The sequence below is a fragment of the Peterkaempfera podocarpi genome, from assembly GCF_042466665.1.
GTDB lineage: Bacteria > Actinomycetota > Actinomycetes > Streptomycetales > Streptomycetaceae > Peterkaempfera > Peterkaempfera podocarpi.
The window spans coordinates 7,554,742-7,575,528 of sequence record NZ_CP162102.1; the positions used below are offsets into that span (position 1 = coordinate 7,554,742).

General features: G+C 71.2%; 15 protein-coding genes. 8 read left to right on the top strand and 7 right to left on the bottom strand.

The window, feature by feature from the left end; translation table 11 throughout:
* Nucleotides 1-161: 161 nt before the first annotated feature.
* The 6 genes from AB0761_RS33095 to AB0761_RS33120 all read right to left on the bottom strand — a co-directional run bounded on the left by AB0761_RS33095 (nt 162) and on the right by AB0761_RS33120 (nt 7,731).
* Nucleotides 162-632, bottom strand: a complete 471-nt coding sequence (locus tag AB0761_RS33095) for a DUF2871 domain-containing protein (RefSeq protein ID WP_377272929.1) — start codon at nt 630-632, stop codon at nt 162-164.
* A 440-nt stretch (nt 633-1,072) separates the two neighbouring features.
* The gene (locus AB0761_RS33100; RefSeq protein ID WP_377272930.1) at nt 1,073-2,458 is read right to left on the bottom strand and encodes a glucose-6-phosphate dehydrogenase; all 1,386 of its coding nucleotides are present in this window, start codon (nt 2,456-2,458) and stop codon (nt 1,073-1,075) included.
* Nucleotides 2,455-4,284, bottom strand: coding sequence for a glycoside hydrolase family 15 protein (locus tag AB0761_RS33105; RefSeq protein ID WP_377272931.1), 1,830 nt, complete (start codon nt 4,282-4,284; stop codon nt 2,455-2,457). Before AB0761_RS33105 ends, AB0761_RS33100 begins: the two co-directional genes overlap by 4 nt.
* 47 nt (nt 4,285-4,331) lie before the next feature.
* Nucleotides 4,332-5,381, bottom strand: a complete 1,050-nt coding sequence (locus AB0761_RS33110) for an NAD(P)-dependent alcohol dehydrogenase (protein ID WP_377272932.1) — start codon at nt 5,379-5,381, stop codon at nt 4,332-4,334.
* A 177-nt stretch (nt 5,382-5,558) separates the two neighbouring features.
* Nucleotides 5,559-6,446, bottom strand: coding sequence for an alpha/beta hydrolase (locus tag AB0761_RS33115; protein ID WP_377272933.1), 888 nt, complete (start codon nt 6,444-6,446; stop codon nt 5,559-5,561).
* Nucleotides 6,447-6,765: 319 nt separating this feature from the next.
* On the bottom strand, nt 6,766-7,731 hold the full coding sequence (locus AB0761_RS33120) for an alpha/beta hydrolase (RefSeq protein ID WP_377272934.1): 966 nt from the start codon (nt 7,729-7,731) through the stop codon (nt 6,766-6,768).
* 475 nt (nt 7,732-8,206) lie between these two features.
* Between AB0761_RS33120 and AB0761_RS33125 the strand changes: the two genes are divergently transcribed.
* Nucleotides 8,207-8,791 (top strand): AAA family ATPase, encoded by a 585-nt coding sequence (locus AB0761_RS33125; RefSeq protein WP_377272935.1) that lies wholly within the window; start codon nt 8,207-8,209, stop codon nt 8,789-8,791.
* A gap of 170 nt (nt 8,792-8,961) precedes the next feature.
* On the opposite strand, the gene AB0761_RS33130 is transcribed toward AB0761_RS33125, so the two are convergent.
* Nucleotides 8,962-10,545, bottom strand: a complete 1,584-nt coding sequence (locus tag AB0761_RS33130) for a glycoside hydrolase family 27 protein (protein WP_377272936.1) — start codon at nt 10,543-10,545, stop codon at nt 8,962-8,964.
* Nucleotides 10,546-11,198: 653 nt separating this feature from the next.
* Here AB0761_RS33130 and AB0761_RS33135 point away from each other — a divergent pair.
* The 7 genes from AB0761_RS33135 to AB0761_RS33165 all read left to right on the top strand — a co-directional run bounded on the left by AB0761_RS33135 (nt 11,199) and on the right by AB0761_RS33165 (nt 20,685).
* Nucleotides 11,199-12,257 (top strand): LacI family DNA-binding transcriptional regulator, encoded by a 1,059-nt coding sequence (locus tag AB0761_RS33135; RefSeq protein WP_377272937.1) that lies wholly within the window; start codon nt 11,199-11,201, stop codon nt 12,255-12,257.
* 61 nt (nt 12,258-12,318) lie between these two features.
* Entirely contained in the window at nt 12,319-13,971 is a 1,653-nt protein-coding gene (araB, locus tag AB0761_RS33140; protein ID WP_377272938.1) for a ribulokinase, read from the top strand.
* 98 nt (nt 13,972-14,069) lie between these two features.
* Entirely contained in the window at nt 14,070-14,786 is a 717-nt protein-coding gene (locus AB0761_RS33145) for an L-ribulose-5-phosphate 4-epimerase (protein ID WP_377272939.1), read from the top strand.
* Nucleotides 14,787-14,790: 4 nt separating this feature from the next.
* Nucleotides 14,791-16,296 carry an L-arabinose isomerase gene (gene araA, locus AB0761_RS33150; RefSeq protein WP_377272940.1) on the top strand — a complete coding sequence of 502 codons (1,506 nt, stop codon included), beginning with the start codon at nt 14,791-14,793 and terminating at the stop codon, nt 16,294-16,296.
* Nucleotides 16,297-16,937: 641 nt separating this feature from the next.
* Nucleotides 16,938-18,095, top strand: a complete 1,158-nt coding sequence (locus tag AB0761_RS33155) for a substrate-binding domain-containing protein (RefSeq protein ID WP_377272941.1) — start codon at nt 16,938-16,940, stop codon at nt 18,093-18,095.
* Nucleotides 18,095-19,672 carry a sugar ABC transporter ATP-binding protein gene (locus tag AB0761_RS33160; RefSeq protein ID WP_377272942.1) on the top strand — a complete coding sequence of 526 codons (1,578 nt, stop codon included), beginning with the start codon at nt 18,095-18,097 and terminating at the stop codon, nt 19,670-19,672. Before AB0761_RS33155 ends, AB0761_RS33160 begins: the two co-directional genes overlap by 1 nt.
* A complete protein-coding gene (locus AB0761_RS33165; RefSeq protein WP_377272943.1) occupies nt 19,669-20,685 on the top strand; it encodes an ABC transporter permease in 1,017 nt (338 codons plus the stop codon). Before AB0761_RS33160 ends, AB0761_RS33165 begins: the two co-directional genes overlap by 4 nt.
* Nucleotides 20,686-20,787: the final 102 nt, after the last annotated feature.

Below are 20,787 nucleotides of genomic sequence, written 5' to 3' on the forward strand. Positions count from 1 at the left end.
GGCCCTGGCATCGATGAGACCTGTGCATCGGTGCCAAGGCCGCACCGACTCATCTGCACACCTGACGGGCGTCGTACGGACGGCACCTCACCGGCGGACGGCGATGTCTCCGGCTGCGGAGGCATCGCGCGCAAGCGGTGGGCGGCGGCCGGGCAGCTCCCTCAGGGGGCCGGGGCCGGCAGCGGGGCGGCCGGGTCCGGGTCCGGGGCCGCGTCGCTCCCGGGCGCTGGCGCCGGCTGCAACCGCTTGCCCAGGGTGACGAACAGCAGGATCAGGCCGGCGGTCAGCAGGATGTGGCCCAGTCCGGCGACCATGGCGATGGCCTCCCCGCTGGAATGCCCCAGCACCGTCAGGGTGCCGTGCAGGGTCATCATGCCCACGGTTACGGCCAGACCGATGTTGTAGATCCAGAAGAACCAGCCGAAGAGCGCGCTGCTGGTCAGCGTGAACTGTTTCTCCAGCACCAGGACGATGAGGAAGAAGAGCATCCCCAGTGCGAGCACATGGGTGTGTACGACATCGAGCTGGGTGTCCCCGGTGAAGTCCTCGGCCTTGGTGAGTTCGCGGGAGTACAGACCGCTGACCACGCCGATGATCATGTAGATATGGGCCGTGTTGAGGATCTTCCGCATCGCGTCTGCCTCCGGGGGCGTGGGGATCTTGATGCCCTCACCCTGGCGTCACACCTGACGCAACATCAACTACCGTCTGGCAACGGTGCCATAACCACTTGGCTGCCCCCGCCCTCTCGATGGGCGAGCGGACGGGCGAAGCGCTCGAGGTGGGAGCGGTCGCGGTAGAAGCCGGCCAGGCACGGCTCGGGTCATGCCGCCTTGACGCCCAGGTGCGTACGTGGTGACTCCGGCCCGGCGGGGTGCCCTGGTGTGTCAGGCCCGCCCGAAGCAGCGCTCCAGCTCCCGCAGGTCGTGGAAGTTGCTTCCCCTGGTGACCGGCCTGCAGACGGACGGGAAGGCGGTCGGGCCGGCCGTGCACCGCGCCGGAGGGGCGCCGGTGTGCGGTGCACCGGGGCGTGCTGCCGGGCCGGTCCGGCGGGGCGCCGGGTCGGCCCGGGTCAGGCCTGGTCGGCGGCGGAGTGGGCCGGCCGGCCCGGTCCCCCGGAGCCGGCCCGGTACTCCTCCAGCGGCACCATGCCGCTGGACCAGGCCGACAGCACGGGAGTGAGGATGCGCCAGGCCTCCTCCGCCTCGTCGCCGCGGATGGACAGGGCCGGGTCCCCGGTCAGCACGTCGAGCAGCAGCCTGCCGTACGCGGGCAGTTCCGGAGGCTCCATCCGGGCCGTCAGCTCGAGCGGCGCCAGCAGATGTGCGTGGGCGCCCGTGCCGGTCAGATGGAGCGTCAGGTCCTCCGGATCCAGGCCGAACCGCAGCAGATTGGGCGGGGCCTCCTCACCGCCCCCGAAGGGCAGATGCGGCACGGAACGGAAGTGGACCGCGACCTCCTTGCGGTCGGTCCCGAGGGCCTTGCCGCTGCGCAGCCGGAAGACGGTTCCCGCCCAGCGCCAGTTGTCGATCTCCAGCTGCACCTCCGCCAAGGTCTCGGTGCCCCGCACGGGGTCCACGCCCTGCTCGTCGGCGTAGGCGGGGACCTCACGGCCGCCGAGCCGCCCGGCCGTGTAGCGGGCGCGGCGGGTCCGCCGGCCCAGGTCGGTGCCGGTCAGCGGCCGCACCGAACGCAGCACATCGACCTTGCGGTTGCGCAGGTCGCGCTCGTCCAGGCTGACGGGGGGTTCCATGGCGACCAGGCACAGCAGTTGCAGCAGGTGGTTCTGCAGCATGTCCTTCAGAGCCCCGACACCGTCGTAGTAGCCGGCCCGGCCCTCCAGGGCGAGGGTCTCGTCCCAGACGATCTCCACCTCGGAGATATGGGTGCTGTTCCAGATGGGCTCCAGGACGCGGTTGGCGAGCCGGCTGCCGAGCAGGTTCTGCACGGTCGTCATGGCCAGGAAGTGGTCCACCCGGAACACTGCCTGCTCCGGGACGAGGTCGGCGAGCAGCCGGTTGAGTTCCACGGCGGTGCCCAGGTCCGTGCCGAAGGGCTTCTCCAGCACGATCCGGCTTCCGGCCGGCAGGCCTGCGGCGTGCAGTGAGGTGACGGCGGCGGGGAAGAGCGCCGGGGGCAGGGCGAGGTAGACGGCCACCGGTCCCGGCCCGGCGATCACCGACGCCACGTCGGCGGGGTCGGTGACATCGGCGCGCCGGTAGCAGGCCGCGTCCACGACGGCCCTTCTGGCGTCGGCCGGCCAGGTCGCCGCGTGCCGGTCGAGCCGGTCGGCCGCCCACTGCCGGAACCATGCGTCGTCCTGGCCGCCCCGGTCGGCGCCCACCACCCGGAACCGGTCGCCCAGCTGCCCGGCCGCGTGCAGCGACGCCAGGCCCGGCAGCAGAAAGCGTCCGCTGAGGTCCCCTGTGGCGCCGAAGATGACAAGGCGGTCGATCACTGCGCTGCTCCTGCCGTCGCCCGTGCCAGATTCACGCCGCTTGCGATGATCCCGATATGGCTGAACGCCTGCGGGAAGTTCCCCATGAAGGCACCGGTCGAGGGGTCGATCTGCTCGGACATCAGCCCCAGCGGGCTGGCCCGCGCGCACAGGGAGGCGTACAGCTCCCCGGCCTCCTCGATGCGGCCCTGGCCGGCCAGGTTGTCCACCAGCCAGAAGCTGCACAGCACAAAGGCGCCCTCGTCGCCCGGCAGGCCGTCGGGGGACCGGTCGTGCAGGTACCGGTAGAGCAGGCCGCCGCCGGCGGAGAGCCGGTCGGCGATCGCCGCGGTGGTCGCCGCCATCCGCGGATGGCCGGCCGGGACCACCCCGCGCAGCGGGAGCGCCAGCAGACTGGCGTCCAGGCTGCCGCCGCCGTCGAGGTGCTCGCTGAGCGTCTGTGCCTTCTCGTCCCAGGAGCGGTCCAGGATCAGCTGCCGAAGTTCCTCCGCCGAGGCCCGCCAGGCGGCGGTCGGACCCGGCAGACCGGCCCGCTCGCCGATCGCCGCGGCCCGGTCGAGTGCCACCTGGCACATCGCGGCCGAGTAGGTGAACACCCGGCCTTCGCTGCGGACCTCCCAGATGCCCTGGTCGGGCAACCGCCAGGCCTTCTCCGCGGCCTGCGCGAGCCCGGCGAGGCCGGCCCACAGCGCGGGCTCCAGCCGGCTGCCGGCGCGCAGCCACTGGTCCGCGCAGTCCAGTACCTCGCCGTAGACGTCGTGCTGGCGCTGGTCGGCCGCTCCATTGCCCCAGCGCACCGGGGCGGAGCGCCGGTAGCCCTCCAGTTCCGGGTCCTCGACCTCGTCGGGCACCGGGCGGCCGTCGAGGTCGTACATGATCCTCGGCCGTCCGCTGTGCTCGAAGGCGTCCAGGACCCAGCCGAGGAAGGCGTCGGCCTCACCGGCGAAGCCGATGCGGCGCATGGCGAACACGGCGTAGGCGGCATCGCGGATCCAGGTGTAGCGGTAGTCCCAGTTGCGCACGCCGCCGATCGGGGCGGGCAGGGACGAGGTGGGCGCCGCCACCAGCGAACCGTTGGCCCAGTCGTCGCAGAGCTTGAGGGTGATCGCGGCGCGCCGCACCAGGGGCTCCTCGGGGCCGTTGAAGCTGAAGCCCGTCATCCAGCGGCGCCAGGCATCGGCGGTCCCGCGCAGCGTCGCCTCGACGTCGAAGCGGTGGTGGCGGTGGAAGCGCCCCCAGGAGAGCACCAGGTCAAGGCGGTCGCCCTGCCGCAGCTCATGGGTGCTGTGGAGGGAGTCCAGGGGGCGGTTGCAGCGCAGGTGCAGTCGCAGGTCCGACTGGCCGGGCGCGAGGATCTCCAGTCCGCTGAAGAGGGCCCGGACGTGGGCGCCGCCACGGGGCTCCAGGTCCACCCGCAGCTGGACCTCGCCGTCCAGGACGACGGCCGAGCGGATGAGTTCGGAGCGGTCCAGCGGGGCGTCGTCGGTGAGGTCGGCACCCGAGCGCAGGACCAGAGCGTCGGTGATCCGGACCACACCGGTGGCGCTGCGCAGCTCCGTCACCAGCACCCCGGTGTCGGGCTGGTACCGCTGCCGGGCCTCCAGCGGCTCCTGCGGTGCCACGGTGAAGTGCCCGCCCCGGGCGTGGTCGAGCAGGCCGCAGAAGAACGCTGGGGAGTCGAAGCGGGGCAGGCACAGCCACGGGATGGAGCCGTCCAGGCCGACCAGGGCCGCCGTCCGGCCGTCCCCGATGAGGCCGTAGTCCTCCAGGGGCAGATAGCCCTCATGCCTGCGCAGCGGCCGGAAGGGCGGATCGAGTTCGAGCATGCCGCCTCGTTTCCCCGGGCCGGGGCCCGTGATACCGCTCGACGGGTCTAGAAGACGATGAGCGGCTTCACGACGTCGTCGAGCTTCTTGTCCAGGACCTCGAAGGCCCGCTCCATGTCGTCGAAGGCGAACTGATGGGTGGTCAGATGTGTGGGGTCGACCCGCCCCGCTGCGACCACCCGCAGCAGCCGGTCCAGGCGCAGCCGCCCGCCGGGGCACAGCCCGGTGGCGATGGTCTTCTCGGCCATGCCGACCCCCCACTCCACCCGGGGGATCCGTACGAACTCGCCCTCCCCGAAGTAGCCGGTGTTGGACACCGTCCCGCCGGGCTTGGTGATCTTGATGGCGGTCTGGAACGTCGCGTCCGCGCCGAGCGCCTCGATGGCGGTGTCGACGCCCTGGTTGTCCGTCAGCTCCATGATCCGCCCGATGACGTCCTCCTTGGTGAAGTCCACGATCACATCCGCACCGTAGGTACGCGCCAGCTTCTGCCGACGGGGGACCGACTCCACCCCGATGACCAGGCCCGCGCCCCGCAGCCTGGCTCCCGCCGTCGCCATCAGACCCACCGGGCCCTGGGCGAGGACGGCCACCGTCCCGCCGATCGGGATGTTGCCCTTCTCCGCGCCCATGAACCCGGTGGAGAGCATGTCGGCACAGTAGACCGCGGCCTCGTCGGACACCCCGTCGGGGATCTTCGCCATATTGGCGTCGGCCTCGTTCACATGGAAGTACTCGGCGAAGACCCCGTCCTTGCTGTTGGCGAACTTGAAGCCGCCCAGCGGCGCACCGGACTGCGACGGATGCCCGTTCTGGGAGGCCGGATCCCCCCAGTCGGGGGTGACGGCGCCCACCAGCACCCGGTCGCCGGGACGGAAGATCCGCACCTCGCTGCCGACCTCGTGCACGATGCCGACCGCCTCATGGCCGAGCGTCAGATTCTCCCTCGGGCCGATCCCGCCGCTGACGGTGTGGGAGTCCGAGGTGCAGATGAGAGCCCTGGTGGTACGGACGACGGCATCGCCGGGACCGGGCCGTGGTACGGGCTTGTCCGCGAAGCCCACCCGGCCGATCTCCTTCATCACAAACGCCTTCATCAGTTCTCCGGCCTCTCTTCGGGCTCGTCGGGGCCACCGCGGCGGTCACAACGGCGGTGCGCTGCTTCGGTCGGCGGGCCGCCGTGGCCGCCGGGACGCCCGGGAGCCTCCTGCGGTTACTCCGGACCCCGGCCGGAGCGCCGGTCCCGACCGCGGCTGCGGTCGGGACCGGCGGCGTCACTTCACCGCGCGGACCGCCGATTCGATGACCTTGGTGACCGCTTCGGGGTGGGAGATCAGGGTGAGGTGCGAACCGCCGGGAAAGACGGTGACCGTGGACTTCGCACGGCGGGCCATCATCATCTCGGACTCGGGAGTGATGATCCGGTCGCCGCTGCTGATGAAGTACCAGGACGGAATGGTCTTCCACGCCGCATGGGTGGACGCGGTGTTGAGCGCGGCGGTGGAGGCGGCCCGCTGGGAGGCCCAGAGGCCGACGGCCTGCTGCACGGGCAGGTCACCGGCGAACTTCCGGACGAAGACCTGCTGCTTCAGATAGAGGTTGACGGCGCCCGCCGGGGCATTGGCGTACGGCACGGAGTCGAAGAGGGTGGCCGGCGGGGCGTTCAGCGCGGAACTGGAGCCGCTCAGCGAAACGGTGGTCTCCCCGACTGCGGGAGCCGCGGCGTCGACAAAGACGAGGGCCTTGACATTGCCGACCTGCGCGGCGGCGTTTGTGATCACCGAACCGCCGTAGGAATGGCCCACCAGCACGACCGGGCCGGGGATGCTCCGCACAAAGGCGGCGACGGTGGTGGAGTCGCTGGTGAGATTCTCCAGCGGGTTGGCGATCGCACGGACCGTGAGGCCCTCGCGCTGGAGGATGCGGATCTCGCCGTTCCAACTCGATGTGTCGGCCCAGGCACCGTGGACCAGGACGACGACGGGTCGGCCGCTCTTCGCGGCCGCGGCACGGGAGGGCGCCGGGGACGAGGTGCCCGCGGCGGCCCGGGTGCCGGGCCCGTCGGGGCTTTGGCCGAAGGTCAGGTTGGTGGCGGCGACGGCGGCTGCCGACGCCAGCAGGACGAGCGGTATCAGAAGCCGCCGGGTCGAGGTCTCGTTCATCGCGGGAGGTCTCCTTGTTCCACGTGGATGCGTCCTCGCGGGGGAACGGCGGGACAGGAAGTCCACACCACGGTTCCCACAGGCCCGCGTTGCGCGGCCCTCCCGGACGACACTAGTCCGCACCGGTCCCGGTGGCCCCGCCCCCAGGGCCGAACAGGTGAAGGACCGGCGATGACCTGGACCATCACGCTGCGCCCCCGGACGGGGGTGGGGTCCCGGGGCCGGCCGCCGAACGCCGCGGCCGGGAGGGAACGCCGGTGCCGCGGCCGGACCCGTCGGTCCCCGGCCGGTGTGCTGCCGACCCCTGGAGCCTTCCGTGCTACTTCCTGCCGGCGCCCGCCTTCGCGTACAGGGCCGCGCGGAGAGCCGCGGTGGCCTCGGCGACCGCCTGCTGGTTGCTGCGGGTGGCGGCGAGGGCGTTGAGCATCATGAAGTCGTGGGTGATGGCGCCGTAGTGGGAGGCGCTGACCGGAACGCCCGCCGAGCGCAGCTTGGCCGCATAGGCGTCGGCGCCGTCCAGCAGGACGTCCGAGTCGGTGATCACCAGGGCGGGAGGCAGGCCGCGCAACTGGCTGACGGTGGCCTTCAACGGTGACGCCAGCGGGTTGGAGCGGTCGGCCGCCCGGGGGGCATAGGCATCCCAGAACCACTTCATCGCCGGCCGGGTGAGCCAGCAATTCTCCGCGAAGCGCTTGTAGGAGGCGGTGTCGAAGTCGGCGTCCACGACCGGGTAGAGCATGACCTGCTTGCGGAAGTGGGGTCCGCCGCGCTGCTTGGCCAGCAGGGTGACGGCAGCGGTCATGTCGCCGCCCACCGAGTCGCCGGCGATGGCGAGACTGCGGGGGTCGACACCGATGTCCCGGCCGTGGGCGGCCACCCATGTGGCGACGGTGTAGACCTGCTTGACCGGGACGGGGAACTTGGCCTCCGGGGACGGGGTGTAGTCGACGAAGACGACGGTGGCACGGGCACCGTCGGCGATCTCCCGGACCAGGCGCTCATGGGTCTTGAAGTTGCCGAGCACCCAGCCGCCGCCGTGGATGTAGACGATGCCGGGCAGATTTCCGGTCACTCCCTTGGGCCGTACGACATGCACGGTCACCGGACCCGTCGGGCCGCCGGGCACGGTGCGCTGACTGATCTGCGCGGGCCGCATCTCCACCGGTCCGGCCTGCAGCTTGTTCAGCACCTCCCGTGCCGCCTTGTAGGAGAGCTTGTACAGCGGGGGCCCTCCGGCCGCGGCCAGCCCGTCGAGGAACTGCTGGGCGATCGTCTCCAGCTGCACGGGCGGGTTGCCGCAGGGCACTTCGGCGCCGCCGCCGCTCGGGGCGCGCGCGCCGCGGCACGGTCGGCTGCGACGACACGTTCGGTGTGCGAGGTGCATCCGCCGAGCGCTGCGGACACGGCGGCGAGCAGGGCCGCCGCGGTGCTGTATCGGGTGCGACGGCCCATGGGCAGTCGTCGTGCGTTCACGTCGGGACTCCTGAGGGTCTGGGCGGTTCTCTGGCTCAGCCTCGGCGTACCGGCGGCATGGGACCAGCCGTGTTAGACCGCGAGAGTGTTCGACGATGTCAACGGGGAGCGGCCGGCCGTGGTGCGGTCCCCGCGGGGGCGGGACTGCCTGGTCCGGGCGATGCCGTGGACGCCGTCCTGGCCTGCGCGGGGTTGCGCCGGGGCTGGGCCTCGGGCAGTGGCGTCCGGCGAGCCTGTGCACCGGCGGTGTGCACCCGCCCGGCCCCTCGGATCGGTAGATTGCGGCCATGGACTCGCCCGAGCACAGCACCCGTGCGGTGTCGACGTCGTGGGGGCCCGTCGTCCTGGTCAACGGCCTGCCCGGGGCAGGGAAGACCACCCTCTCCAGGGCGCTGGCCGGACGGCTGCGACTGCCCCTGTTCAGCAAGGACGTGATCAAGGAGGCCCATGCGGACGTCCTCGGTTCCGAGCCTTCCGACGGCCGGTCCCAGCGGCGGTGGAACAACGCCCTCGGGGCCGCCGCGAGCGAGACCATGTGGGCCCTTCTCGCGGATGCGCCGGGCGGCGCCGTCCTGGAGTCCTGCTGGCTGACCGACGTCCGGCCCCTGGTCGTCGCAGGGCTGCGCCGGGCAGGCGTCGACCGGTCCCTGGAGATCTGGTGCGACGTACCGCTGCAGCTGGCCCGCGAGCGGTTCCTGCTGCGCCACCCGCGGCACCCGGTCCACGGTGCCCCACTGGACGAGGCGGAGTGGGAGCACCGCGGTGCGACGGCCCGCCCGTTGGGAATCGACCGGACGCTGCGGGTGGACACCACCGGCCCGGTCGACCTCGACCGCATCACCGCCTGGGTGCGGGAGAACGCCCAGCGCTGACCGGTGCCGCCCGGTACCGCACCACGCGGCCCGGCTGTGAACCGGTCTGCCGCCGGGCGCGGGCCGTGCCGCTGCGGCGGGCCCTGGCGGTGGTGACGGACACCGGGGATCCGGGGGCGGTCCCGGGGGTGATGCGCCGGTGTCCGTCACGGCCGCGGGGTCGGCTGGTCTCAGCCGAGCGTCCACTGCTGGTTGCTGCCGCCGTTGCAGGTCCAGAGTTCGACCAGGGTTCCGTCGGCGGTGGCGGCGCCGGTGACGTCGAGGCAGAGTCCGGACTGCACCCCGGTGACGGTGCCGTTGGCGTTGAACTGCCACTGCTGGTTGGTCTGCCCGTTGCAGGGCCAGATCTCCACCTTGGTACCGGGGGCGGTCCGGTTGTCGTAGGCGTCCAGGCACATCTGCGAGCCACCGGAGTAGACGGTGAGCTGGTTGGACGTGGAGTGGGTCCAGATCTGGTTGGAACCGCCGCCGCAGCTCCAGATCTCCAGCTGGGTCCCCGCGGTGGTGGTCGAGTTCGGCACGTCGAGGCACTTGCCCGCGCCCACCGCATGGACCTCACCCGTGACGCTGGTGCCGCCGCTGGTGCTGCCGCCCGCGACCCGGTACATCACGGTGCCGTGCGCGGGGACGGACGCGCTGATGGTGCCGGACGTGGAGGACGCACTCCCGGACCACAGGTCGGTCAGTGCATAGCTGGACGCACCGGACTTGCCGATCGCGGCCGCGGTGGTCGTGATGGTCGCGGTCGATCCGGTCTCGTTGAACAGAACCACCGACACATCGCCGTTGGCCAGCGGCTTGGCCAGCACGTCCAGGCCGTTGGACGAGGACACCATGGTTCCCTGCCTGCCCAGCGAGTCCTGGTCGACCGCGATCACCCGGGAGTTGGTGAGTGTGGACAGGGTGCTTGCGCTCGCCGTGGTGAGGTTGGTGCCCGCGATGAGAGGGGCGGCCATCTCCACCCAGAGGCTGAACTCGCTGCGGTTCTCCGCGTCGGTCATCGAGCCGTTGCCGATCTCCAGCATGTCCGGGTCGTTCCAGTGGCCCGGACCGGCGTAGGAGGCCAGGCCCACATTGCTGTGGAAGATGGAGAGCATGCTGGAGAAGCTTGCGCTGATGTCCCCGGTGGTGCGCCAGCTGTTGCCGACGCCTGCGCCCCAGGTCCAGACGTTCTCCTGGCCCCAGTTGCACAGGCTGAAGAGGATCGGCCTGCCGGTTGCGGCCAGGGCGTCGCGCATGGCGGTGTAGCGGGTCTGCGCCGGCACCCCGGTGTTGTTGCAGTTGTCGTACTTGAGGTAGTCCACGCCCCAGGAGGCGAACGACTGGGCATCGGTGGTCTCATGGCCCAGGCTGCCGGGATACCCCGCGCAGGTGGCGGTGCCGGCGTCCTCGTAGATGCCCAGCTTCAGGCCGAGCGAGTGGACGTAGTCGGCGGTGCCCTTGATGCCGTCGGGGAACTTGACCGGGTCCGGCACCAGATGGCCGCCGGAGTCCCGGCTCGATGTCAGCCAGCAGTCGTCGATGTTGACGTAGCTGTACCCGGCGGCCTGCATACCGTTGTTGTGCATGGCCAGCGCGGTGGACTTGATGAGTGCCTCGGAGACGTTGCAGCCGTAGGCGTTCCAGTCGTTGAAACCCATCTGGGGAGTCGGCGCCAGGCCGTTGCCGAGTGCGGCGGCGGGTGCCGCCGTGCCCAGGGCGATCAGTGGGGAGAGCAGAAGAAGGAGCGCTGTCCAGACTGTTAACGCTAACATGGCCTCCCGGGCAGACCGCCGCCCAGGGCGGTGCATGACTCCCGGATCGCTACTGCTCATGGTCCGTCGACCTCCTGGCCCGAGTTGTGGGGGCCCTGATCCCGGAGTGCACCCACCTGGCAGTCGGGATCCAGCGGCAGCCGCGGATGTGCGGCCTCGGCGGGATGTGGGGCATGCGCTGTCGGGACAGGTTCGGCTGTGACCCGCATGTGTGTGAAACAGGTAACTCCTGTGCGTTCATGTCGTCAAGTAGGGGTTCTCCATCAACATGCCTGAGAACAGGTCGAGTTGGTGTCCTTGACCGCAGGGGAGAAGTGAGGCTTCGGTTCCGGCTCATCGGGTGCGGATGCCGGGGCCTCATGGCCCCGGGGTGCTGCGGGCGGGTTCCCGCATCGGTGCGGTCCCGCGCGAGGCCGGGGCGCGCTGCGCCGGCCGGGCCGCTGGGCCGCCAACGCACAGCCGCCGAAGGCCTGGACCGTACGGGGCGGTCCGCGGAGCGGGGGCCTGCGGCGGGCGCGCCGGCACCGTCTGCCGCCGGCGGGCCGCCCGGCCCCGGAACGGCCGGGCCGCACAGGTGCCGTCCTTGGTGTCGCAGCACCTTGACTGCCCGGTCTGTGAACGCTAACAATAACAGCATCACGGATCGGAGGAGCATGTCACAGACCGCGGAGAGCGCCGGACCTCACCGAGCCCCCACCATGGCGGACGTCGCCCAGGTCGCGGGCGTGTCGCACCAGACCGTCTCACGGGTGCTGAGCAACCACCCCAACGTGCGGGAGTCGACCAGGGCCGAGGTGCTGCGGGCGATCGAGCAGCTGGGGTACCGGCGCAACTCCTCGGCGAGGGCCCTGGTCACGCGGCGCACACTCACCCTCGGGGTGGTGGCGTGCAACCCGACGCTGTTCGGCCCGGCGAGCACCCTGTTCGGCCTTGAGGAGGCGGCCCGGGACGAGGGGTACATGGTCTCCGCGGTCACGCTCCGCCGGTTCACCCCCAAGGCGCTGGAGGAGGCGATCGACCACCTCAGCGAGTGGGGCGTGGAGGGCATCGTGGTGATAGTGCCGCACCGCGCGGCCGTCGCCGCGCTGGCCGAACTCCGGCTGCCGTTCCCGGTGGTGACCGTGGAGGGCGGTCACTCGCTGCCGATACCCGGGGTCTCGGTCGACCAGGACCTGGGCGCCCGTCTGGTGACCGGCCACCTGCTGGCCGCCGGGCACCGCACCGTCTGGCATGTGGCCGGGCCGCCGGACTGGCTGGAGGCCGGGGCGCGGGTCGACGGCTGGCGGGCCACCCTGGAGGAGGCCGGGGCCGAGGTGCCCCTGCCGCTCGTGGGTGACTGGACGCCGCTGTCGGGCTACCGGGCCGGGCAGGAGCTGGCCGGGCGGGTGGTGGCGGGTACGGCGCGGCGCGGTGCGACCGGTGTCAGCGCGGTGTTCGTCGCCAACGACCAGATGGCGCTGGGTGTCATGCGGGCCTTCCGGGAGGCCGGACTCTCGGTGCCGGGCCAGGTGGCCATCGCCGGGTTCGACGACATCCCCGAGGCCGAGTTCTTCGCCCCGCCGCTGACCACCGTGCGCCAGGACTTCGCGGCGGTCGGCCAGGCCAGCATCCGGCTGCTGATCAGCCGGCTGGAGTCGGGGACCAGCCGTGAGGCCGAGCGGGTCGTGATCGAGCCGCGGCTGATTGTGCGCAGCAGCAGCACACCGTCCTGACCTGGTGCCTTCATGGTTTCGGTGGTCCGCCGGGACCTCACCTTCATTTCAGGAGACAACCATGACGACCGATCCGCCCGCCGTCACCGTCGGCGTCGACTTCGGGACGCTGTCGGGCCGAGCCCTCGTTGTCGCAGTGGAGGACGGCCGGGAGCTGGGCAGCGCAGTCCACGAGTACCGCCATGCCGTGGTGGAGCGCGCCCTGCCGGGCGGCCGGGCGCTGCCCGCCGACTGGGCGCTGCAGATCCCCCAGGACTGGCGTGATGTGCTGCGTCACGCCGTATCGGAGGCTCTTGCCGCGGCCGGGGTGCAGCCTCGGCAGGTGGTGGGCATCGCGACCGCCTTCACCGCCTGCACTGTCCTGCCCACCACCCGGGACGGCACCCCGCTCAGCGAGCAGCCGGCCTTCGCCGACCGGCCGCATGCGTACCCCAAGCTGTGGCGGCACCACGCAGCCCAGCCCGAGGCGGACCTGATCGTGCGCCGGGCCGAGGAGTCGGGGCAGCGCTGGCTGGCCCGCTACGGCGGGCGGATCTCCAGCGAGTGGCAGTACGCAAAGGCGCTGCAACTGCTGCACGAGGACCCGGAGGTGTACGAGGCCGCGGACCGCTGGATCGAGGCCGCCGACTGGATCGTATGGCAGCTGACGGGGGAGGAGAACCGCAACCTGTGCACGGCCGGGTACAAGGGCATCCACCAGGACGGGGCCTACCCCGACGAGGAGTTCCTGGCCTCCGTCCACCCGGGCTTCAGCAAGTTCACCGCCAAACTCGACCATCCGCTCTCGCCGCTGGGTGCCCCCGCGGGCCGGCTGAGCGCGGCAGCCGCCGCCCTGACCGGCCTGCCCGAGGGGACCACCGTCGCGGTGGGCAATGTCGACGCCCATGTCACCAGTGCCGCCGCGCAGGCCCTGGACCCGGGCCATCTGCTGGCCATCATGGGCACCTCGACCTGTCACATCCTCAACTCCGATGTGCTGGCCGAGGTGCCGGGCATGTGCGGGGTGGTGCGCGACGGCGTGGTGCCCGGGCTGTGGGGCTACGAGGCCGGCCAGAGCGGCGTGGGCGACATCTTCGCCTGGGCGGTGCGGACGGCCGCGCCGCAGGAGTACGCCGACGAGGCCGGGCGGCGCGGGATCTCACTGCACCAGCTGCTCACCGAGAAGGCGGCCGCGCAACCGGTCGGTGCCCACGGCCTGCTGGCGCTGGACTGGCACAGCGGCAACCGGTCGGTGCTGGTCGACCACCACCTGTCCGGACTGATCGTCGGCCTGACCCTCGACACCCGTCCCGAGGACGTCTACCGGGCGCTGGTCGAGGCCACCGCGTTCGGCACCCGCACCATCGTCGAGACCTTCGAGCAGGCCGGGGTGCCGGTCACCGAGTTCACCGCCGCGGGTGGGCTGCTGAAGAACGCCTTCCTGATGCAGACCTACAGCGATGTGCTGAACCGGCCGGTCAACCTGCTGGTCTCGGAGCAGGGCCCGGCCCTGGGTGCGGCCATCCATGCGGCGGTGGCGGCCGGCGCCCATCCCGACATCCGCGCCGCCTCGGCCGCGATGGGCCGCCTGGAGCGCCGGGCGTACACCCCCGACCCGGCGCGTGCCGCCGCGTATGAACGTCTGTACGCCGAATACCGCACCCTGCACGACCACTTCGGCCGTGGTGGCAATGACGTCATGCACCGCCTCAGAGCCCTGCGTGATCAGGCGTAGCGGCCCCGCCCCCTCCGATGTGAGCGCTCACCCGGCGCTCACCCGCGCGATGTGAGCGCTCACCTTCCGGTCCCCTCTCCTGACATCGAGGTCCGCCCATGCACGGCAATCCACCTCCGTCTCCGTCTCCCGTCGCCTTAGCCGTTGCACGGCTGCAGCAGCAGGTCAGTGATCTGCACCAGGAACTGGTCCGCTACAACCTCGTGGTCTGGACGGCCGGAAACGTCTCGGCACGGGTCCCCGGGACCGAGCTCTTCGTCATCAAACCCAGTGGCGTCGACTACGACCGGCTGACCCCCGAGAGCATGATCGTCTGTGATCTCGACGGCCGCACGGTGGAGGGGGACCTGTCCCCGTCGTCCGACACCGCCGCGCACGCCTATGTCTACCGGCACATGCCCGAGGTCGGCGGGGTGGTGCACACCCACTCGACATACGCGTGCGCATGGGCGGCCCGCGCCGAGCCGGTGCCCTGCGTCCTGACCGCGATGGCCGACGAGTTCGGAGCCGAGATCCCGGTCGGCCCGTTCGCACTGATCGGCGACGACTCCATAGGCAAAGGCATCGTGGAGACCCTCACCGGCCACCGCTCGCCCGCGGTGCTGATGCGCAGCCACGGCGTCTTCACCATCGGCAAGGACGCCCGGGCCGCGGTCAAGGCCGCGGTGATGTGCGAGGACGTGGCACGCACCGTGCACATCTCCCGGCAGCTCGGCGAACCGCTGCCCATCGACCGGTCCGCCGTCGACCGTCTCCACGAGCGCTATCAGAACGTGTACGGCCAGTCCGCACCGTCCGCCGACCGAGGAGCCTGACAGCATGACACCGTCCGACGAACACGAGGTCTGGTTCCTCACCGGCAGTCAGGGCCTGTACGGGGAGGACACCCTCCGCCAGGTCGCCGAGCAGTCCCGCGGTATCTGCGACAGGCTCGCCGACGCCCCGGGCAGCCCCGCAGCGGTCCGCTGGCGTCCCGTGCTCACGGACGCGGACGCCATCGCCCGGACGATGCTGGCGGCCAACTCCGACCCGGCGTGCGTGGGAGTGGTCGCATGGATGCACACCTTCTCCCCGGCCAAGATGTGGATCGCCGGGCTCGACGCGCTGCGCAAGCCCCTGCTGCACCTGCACACCCAGGCCAATGTGGACCTGCCCTGGTCGACCATCGACATGGACTTCATGAACCTCAACCAGGCCGCCCACGGCGACCGCGAGTTCGGGTACATCCAGGCCCGGCTGCGCATCGCACGCAAGACGGTGGCCGGCCATGTGTCCGACCCGGCGGTGGTCCCCCGTATCCACGCCTGGATGCGCGCGGCACTCGGCCATGAGGCCCTGCGCCGGCTGAGAGTGGCGCGGTTCGGCGACAACATGCGCGATGTCGCCGTCACCGAGGGGGACAAGGTGGAGGCCCAGCTGCGCTTCGGGGTCTCGGTCAACACCTATGGCGTCAACGACCTGGTGGAGGTGGTCGACGCGGTCGACGACGCGGCGGTCAACGGACTGGTCAAGGAGTACGCCGCCGCCTACCGCCTGGCGCCCGAACTGTCCCCCGGCGGCGTCCGGCACGACTCCCTGCGCTACGCCGCGCGTCTCGAACTCGGCCTGCGGACCTTCCTCACGGGGGGCGGCTTCGATGCCTTCACCACCAACTTCGAGGACCTCGGCGGCCTGCGCCAGCTGCCCGGCCTGGCTGTGCAGCGCCTGATGGCCGACGGCTACGGCTTCGGCGGCGAGGGGGACTGGAAGACCTCCACGCTGCTGCACACGCTCAAGGCCATGGGCGCCGGCCGTGCCGGCGGCACCTCCTTCATGGAGGACTACACCTACCATCTGGCCCCCGGCAGCCAGCTCATCCTGGGCGCCCACATGCTGGAGGTCTGCCCGACCATCGCCGCCCGGCAGCCCTCGTGCGAGATCCATCCGCTGGGTATCGGGGGCCGTGAGGACCCGGTGCGCCTGGTCTTCGACGCACAGCCCGGTCCGGCCCTGGTGGTCGGCCTGGCCGACATGGGCGACCGGTTCCGGCTGGTCGCCAACCGGATCGACGTGGTGCCGCCGCCGGAACCCCTGCCCAGGCTCCCCGTCGCCCGTGCCGTCTGGAGACCCGCTCCCGATCTGCCGACCTCCACCGAGGCCTGGCTGACCGCCGGCGGCCCGCACCACACCGTGCTGTCCAGCGCGGTGGGTGCCGAGGAGCTCAGGGACCTCGCCGACATGCTGGGCACCGAGTTGCTACTGATCGACGACGACACCACCATGCGGGAGTTCACCAAGGAGATCCGCTGGAACCAGGCCTACTACCGGCTTGCGGGCGGCCTTTGACCGGGCCCGCCCGCGCAACCCTGCCGGACGGGCGCGCCCCTGGCCCGTCCGGCCGCAGGCATGTCCGCGGACGGCATCCGCCCGGTCCATGGGAGGCCCTGGGCGCCCTGGCCGATCCGGCGGCCGATGGCCGCGGGGCGGCCGTGCGGCCCGCTGCCGGCGTTCCGCCGAGGCCCGGGGAACGGCCCCGGCGTGCGTGCTCCGAAACTCAACTCTCCTGTGTCTGTTCATGATTGACGATGCATCAGAAGAGAACGCATGGGAACAGCAGTGCCGTGGAGCGCCCTGCCCCCCTCGTCCTGTTTCTTCGGCGCAACACCTTGACGCCATGGCGGTGAACGCTAACAATCTCTGCCAGGGCGATGGAGCGCACGACGAACGCGGGAGCGATCCCGCGGACTCCGGGCCCCGGTGTGCCGCAGGCGAACCCCTTGCCGGGGTCTGCGAAGGCAAGCGGCGATGCGGCAATGGAACACCCCGGCTCGGCTCTGACCAATGGTCGGTGCTGCTGTTCAGCTTGTGCGGTGCAGGCCGTGAGACGTGCGGATTCAAGTGCGGCCTCCCATGGAGGACCACAACTCTGCTCTACATCATGTGAGCGCTAACAGGCCGTGAGGCCCCTTCTGGACAGGAAGTCGATCATGCGTGATGTGCGTTCCGGTAGCCGGAGATTCGGACGCTGGGGTGCCGCCGCCATGGCGGCGGCGGTGGTCGTCACCGCAGGTGCGTGCAGCAAGAGCGGGGCGGGCGGTTCCTCGTCGGACACCAGCACGGGGAACACCGCCAGCGGCTCGCCGGCGGTGTCGATCCAGGGTGACATCACCTTCAACGACGCCAACCTGGCAAAGCTGGATGCGGCCCTCAAGGCCGCACTGGCGGGCAAGGACGTGTCCAAGCTCAACGAGGCGATGGTGGTCAACGTCGCCGTCGACTACTGGAACGCCGGCAAGACCGGCTTCAACAAGGGTCTCGCCGACCTCGGGGTGAAGGGCACCTACCAGGCTCCGGCCAACGGCCGTCTCGACCAGCAGCTCTCCATCATCCAGACGCTGCGCGGCCAGGGCATCACCGGCATGAGCGTCTCGGCCATCGACCCCACCGCCATCAAGGCGCCCATCGACTCCGCGAACAAGGCGGGGATCCCGGTCCTGGCCATCGACTCCCCGCTGCCCAAGGAGGACGGCGCGGCACTCTACCTGGGTACGCCCAACTACCAGGCGGGCCAGAAGGCCGGCGAGGCGATGAAGCAGGCGCTCGGCGGCAAGGGCCAGGTGGTCGTCCTGGTCGGCTCGCTCACGGCGTCCAACGCGGTCGAGCGGATCCAGGGCTTCGAGGACGCCATCAAGGGCACGGACATCAAGGTCGTGCAGAAGCTCAGCGACGGTATGGACGCCTCCAAGGCACTGTCCAACGCGCAGACCGCCTTCCAGACCAACCCCGACATCAACGGCCTCTACGGGGTGTACTCCTACGACGGGCCGTCCGCCGGCCAGGCGGTCCAGGCGGCCGGCAAGTCCGGCCACATCAAGATCATCTCCGATGACAGCGACCCGCAGACGCTGAAGTTCATCCAGTCCGGCGTCATCCAGGCCACCGTCGTCCAGGAGCCGTACCAGCAGGGCTACACCGGCGCCTATCTGCTGGCCGCGCTCAAGGTCCTCGGCAAGGACGCCACCCTCAAGCTCGTCCAGCCCTACCTGGAGTCCGACGGCACCACCCTCTCCTCCGGGGTCGGCCTGGTCACCGGCGGCAACCTCACCGACTACCAGGCCAAGCTCAAGGACCTGGGAATCGGCTGATGGAACCGCCGACCGACACCCGAGCCGGCACCCCCGGCGGCAGCGCGGTCTCGCTCCTGGACGTCAGCAAGGCATACGGCCCGGTGAAGGTGCTGGACATCCCACGGCTGGACCTCTCCCGCGGTCAGATCGTCGCGGTGGTGGGTGAGAACGGAGCGGGCAAGTCCACGCTGATGGGCGTGCTGTCCGGAACCATCACTCCCACCACCGGCACCATCGACATCGCGGGGCAGCCGCTCCAGCCGGGGCGTCCGGCCCACTCCAGGGAACTGGGCGTGGCGCTGGTCGCCCAGGAGTTCCCGCTGGTCGGCCAGCTGAGCGTGGCGGAGAACCTGCTGCTCGGGCGCCGTCCGGCGCGGGCCGGTTCGCGGCTGACGGGCCGGGTGGTCTTCGACCGCTCCGGCACCCGGGCGGAGGCGCGGGCGCTGCTGGCCGAGGTGGGCGTGCACCATGTCGATGTCGACCGGCCGGTGGAGCGGTTCCCGGTGCCGGTCCGGCAGATGATCGAGATCGCCAAGGCCTGGGGCCACCGCCCGGTGGTGCTGATCCTCGACGAGCCGACCTCCTCCCTGGGGCCGGTGGAGGCCGAGCGGGTGCTCGACCTGGCGCGGGCCCACGCCGCAGCCGGGGGAGCGGTGCTGTTCATCGGCCACCGCCTGGACGAGGTGAAGGCGATCGCCGACCGCGTGATCGTGCTGCGCAGCGGCCGTCTGGTGGCCGACCTGACGCCGGAGGAGGCGACCGAGGAGCGGATGATCCGGGAGATGGTCGGCAGCGAACTCGCCCGCGCTGACCTCACTCCGCCCTCCTCGGTGGAGCGGACCACCGCGCTGTCGGTCCGCGGCCTGACCGCGGACGGCCTGGGACCGGTCGACCTCGATGTGCATGCGGGGGAGATCGTCGGTGTCGCCGGACTGATGGGCTCCGGGCGCAGCCGTCTGCTGCACACGGTGATCGGCGCCCAGCCCCGCACCGGCGGCTCGGTGGTCTTCGGCGGGGCCGACTTCCGGCCCCGCCACCCGGCGGACGCCGTCGAGGCAGGGATCGGGCTGGTGCCGGAGGACCGCAAGGTCCAGTCGCTGCTGCCGGCGCACTCCGTGCGCTGGAACGTCACCCTCAGCACGCTGCGACGGATCAGCAGCAGGGGTGTCCTGCGCCCGCGTGCCGACAAGGAGCACGCCGCCAGGATCGTGAAGGACCTGGGTGTCCGGCTGCACAGCCAGGAGCAGCTGATCAGCGACCTGTCCGGGGGCAACCAGCAGAAGGCGGTCTTCGGCCGCTGGCTCGCCGCCGATCCCCGGCTGCTGCTGCTCGACGAGCCCACCCGCGGGGTCGACGTGGGCGCCAAGGCGGAGATCTACCGCCTCATCGACACGGCGGCGCAGGACGGTCTGGCGGTCCTGGTGGCCTCCTCCGAGCTGGAGGAGCTGCTGTGGATCTGCCACCGCATCGTGGTGATGGCGCACGGCCGGGTGGTCGCCGACATCCCGCGCGACCGGTTCAGCAAGGAAGCGATCATGACCGCGGCGGCCGGAACGCCCACCGGTGCGGCGACGCAGGGGAGGGCAGGGGCATGAACACCAGCACCGCACCGGCGGAGACCGACGTGGATGCCGGAGGGGAGGTCCGCAGACCGCTGCTGCGCCGCCTGGCCGAGACGCCCGAGGTCGGGGTGGTCGCGGCCTGTGTGGCGGTCTTTGTGGCCCTGGCGCTGGACAAGCCCACGTTCGCCGGCGCGGTCAACCTCCAGGGCATGGGCTTCGACCTGGCCCAGTACGGACTGATCGCCATCGGGGAGTCCCTGGTGATCCTCACCGGCGGGATCGACCTGTCGGTGGGCGCGCTGCTGGGCACCAGCGTCATCCTGATGTCCTGGTTCAATGTGCGTGCCGGACTGCCGCCGGTGCTGGCGATCCTGGTCACGCTGGCCATCGCCGGGACGGTGGGCCTGGTCCACGGACTGGCCGTCACCCGGCTGAGGATGCCGCCGTTCGTGGTCACCCTGGTCACCTACACCGTCGCCCAGGGGGTCACCCTGGCCATCACCTCCGGTACCTCCATCACCGGTATCGGCGGGACCTTCAGCGACCTCGGGCAGACCTATGTCGCGCAGATCCCCCTGCCATTGATCATCTTCGCGGTGGTGGCCGTCGCCGCGTGGTTCTTCCTGGAGCGCACCTACGCCGGACGGCAGGTCTACGCGGTCGGCGGCAACCCCGAAGCCGCCCGTCTCGCCGGTATCCGCGGCAGCCGCCGCGTCGTGTCGATGTACATCACCAGCTCCCTGCTCTCCGCCTTCGCCGGGATCCTGGTGCTCGGGCGGATGGGTGTCGGCTCGGCCAGCGGGGTCGGGGTGGGCTGGGAGCTGTCGGCGATCGCGGCCGCCGTCATCGGCGGTGTCAGCCTGGTGGGAGGGCAGGGCCGCATCCTGGGCATCGTGGCGGGCACCGTCCTGCTGGAGCTCATCAACAACGGGCTGACCACGCTTCAGATCAACTCCAACTACACCAACATCGTGCTCGGTTGTGTGCTGGGCCTGGCCATCACCGCCGACCGGCTCAGGGCCAGAAGCGTCGCGCGTCGCGGCTGAACCGGCGCCCGAGGACTCCTCCCGCGCCGAGGCCCTGCTGCCCGGGCGGCTGTCTCCCCGTGTCCAGGGACCGCCCGCACCACCGTGCGTGCCGGAGCCCAT

Coding starts and splice junctions, on each gene's coding strand:
- AB0761_RS33095 (WP_377272929.1), bottom strand. CDS start 632: ATGCGGAAGATCCTCAACACGGCCCATATCTACATGATCATCGGCGTG.
- AB0761_RS33105 (WP_377272931.1), bottom strand. CDS start 4,284: ATGCTCGAACTCGATCCGCCCTTCCGGCCGCTGCGCAGGCATGAGGGC.
- AB0761_RS33110 (WP_377272932.1), bottom strand. CDS start 5,381: ATGAAGGCGTTTGTGATGAAGGAGATCGGCCGGGTGGGCTTCGCGGAC.
- AB0761_RS33115 (WP_377272933.1), bottom strand. CDS start 6,446: ATGAACGAGACCTCGACCCGGCGGCTTCTGATACCGCTCGTCCTGCTG.
- AB0761_RS33125 (WP_377272935.1), top strand. CDS start 8,207: ATGGACTCGCCCGAGCACAGCACCCGTGCGGTGTCGACGTCGTGGGGG.
- AB0761_RS33130 (WP_377272936.1), bottom strand. CDS start 10,545: ATGTTAGCGTTAACAGTCTGGACAGCGCTCCTTCTTCTGCTCTCCCCA.
- AB0761_RS33135 (WP_377272937.1), top strand. CDS start 11,199: ATGTCACAGACCGCGGAGAGCGCCGGACCTCACCGAGCCCCCACCATG.
- araB (WP_377272938.1), top strand. CDS start 12,319: ATGACGACCGATCCGCCCGCCGTCACCGTCGGCGTCGACTTCGGGACG.
- AB0761_RS33145 (WP_377272939.1), top strand. CDS start 14,070: ATGCACGGCAATCCACCTCCGTCTCCGTCTCCCGTCGCCTTAGCCGTT.
- araA (WP_377272940.1), top strand. CDS start 14,791: ATGACACCGTCCGACGAACACGAGGTCTGGTTCCTCACCGGCAGTCAG.
- AB0761_RS33155 (WP_377272941.1), top strand. CDS start 16,938: ATGCGTGATGTGCGTTCCGGTAGCCGGAGATTCGGACGCTGGGGTGCC.
- AB0761_RS33160 (WP_377272942.1), top strand. CDS start 18,095: ATGGAACCGCCGACCGACACCCGAGCCGGCACCCCCGGCGGCAGCGCG.
- AB0761_RS33165 (WP_377272943.1), top strand. CDS start 19,669: ATGAACACCAGCACCGCACCGGCGGAGACCGACGTGGATGCCGGAGGG.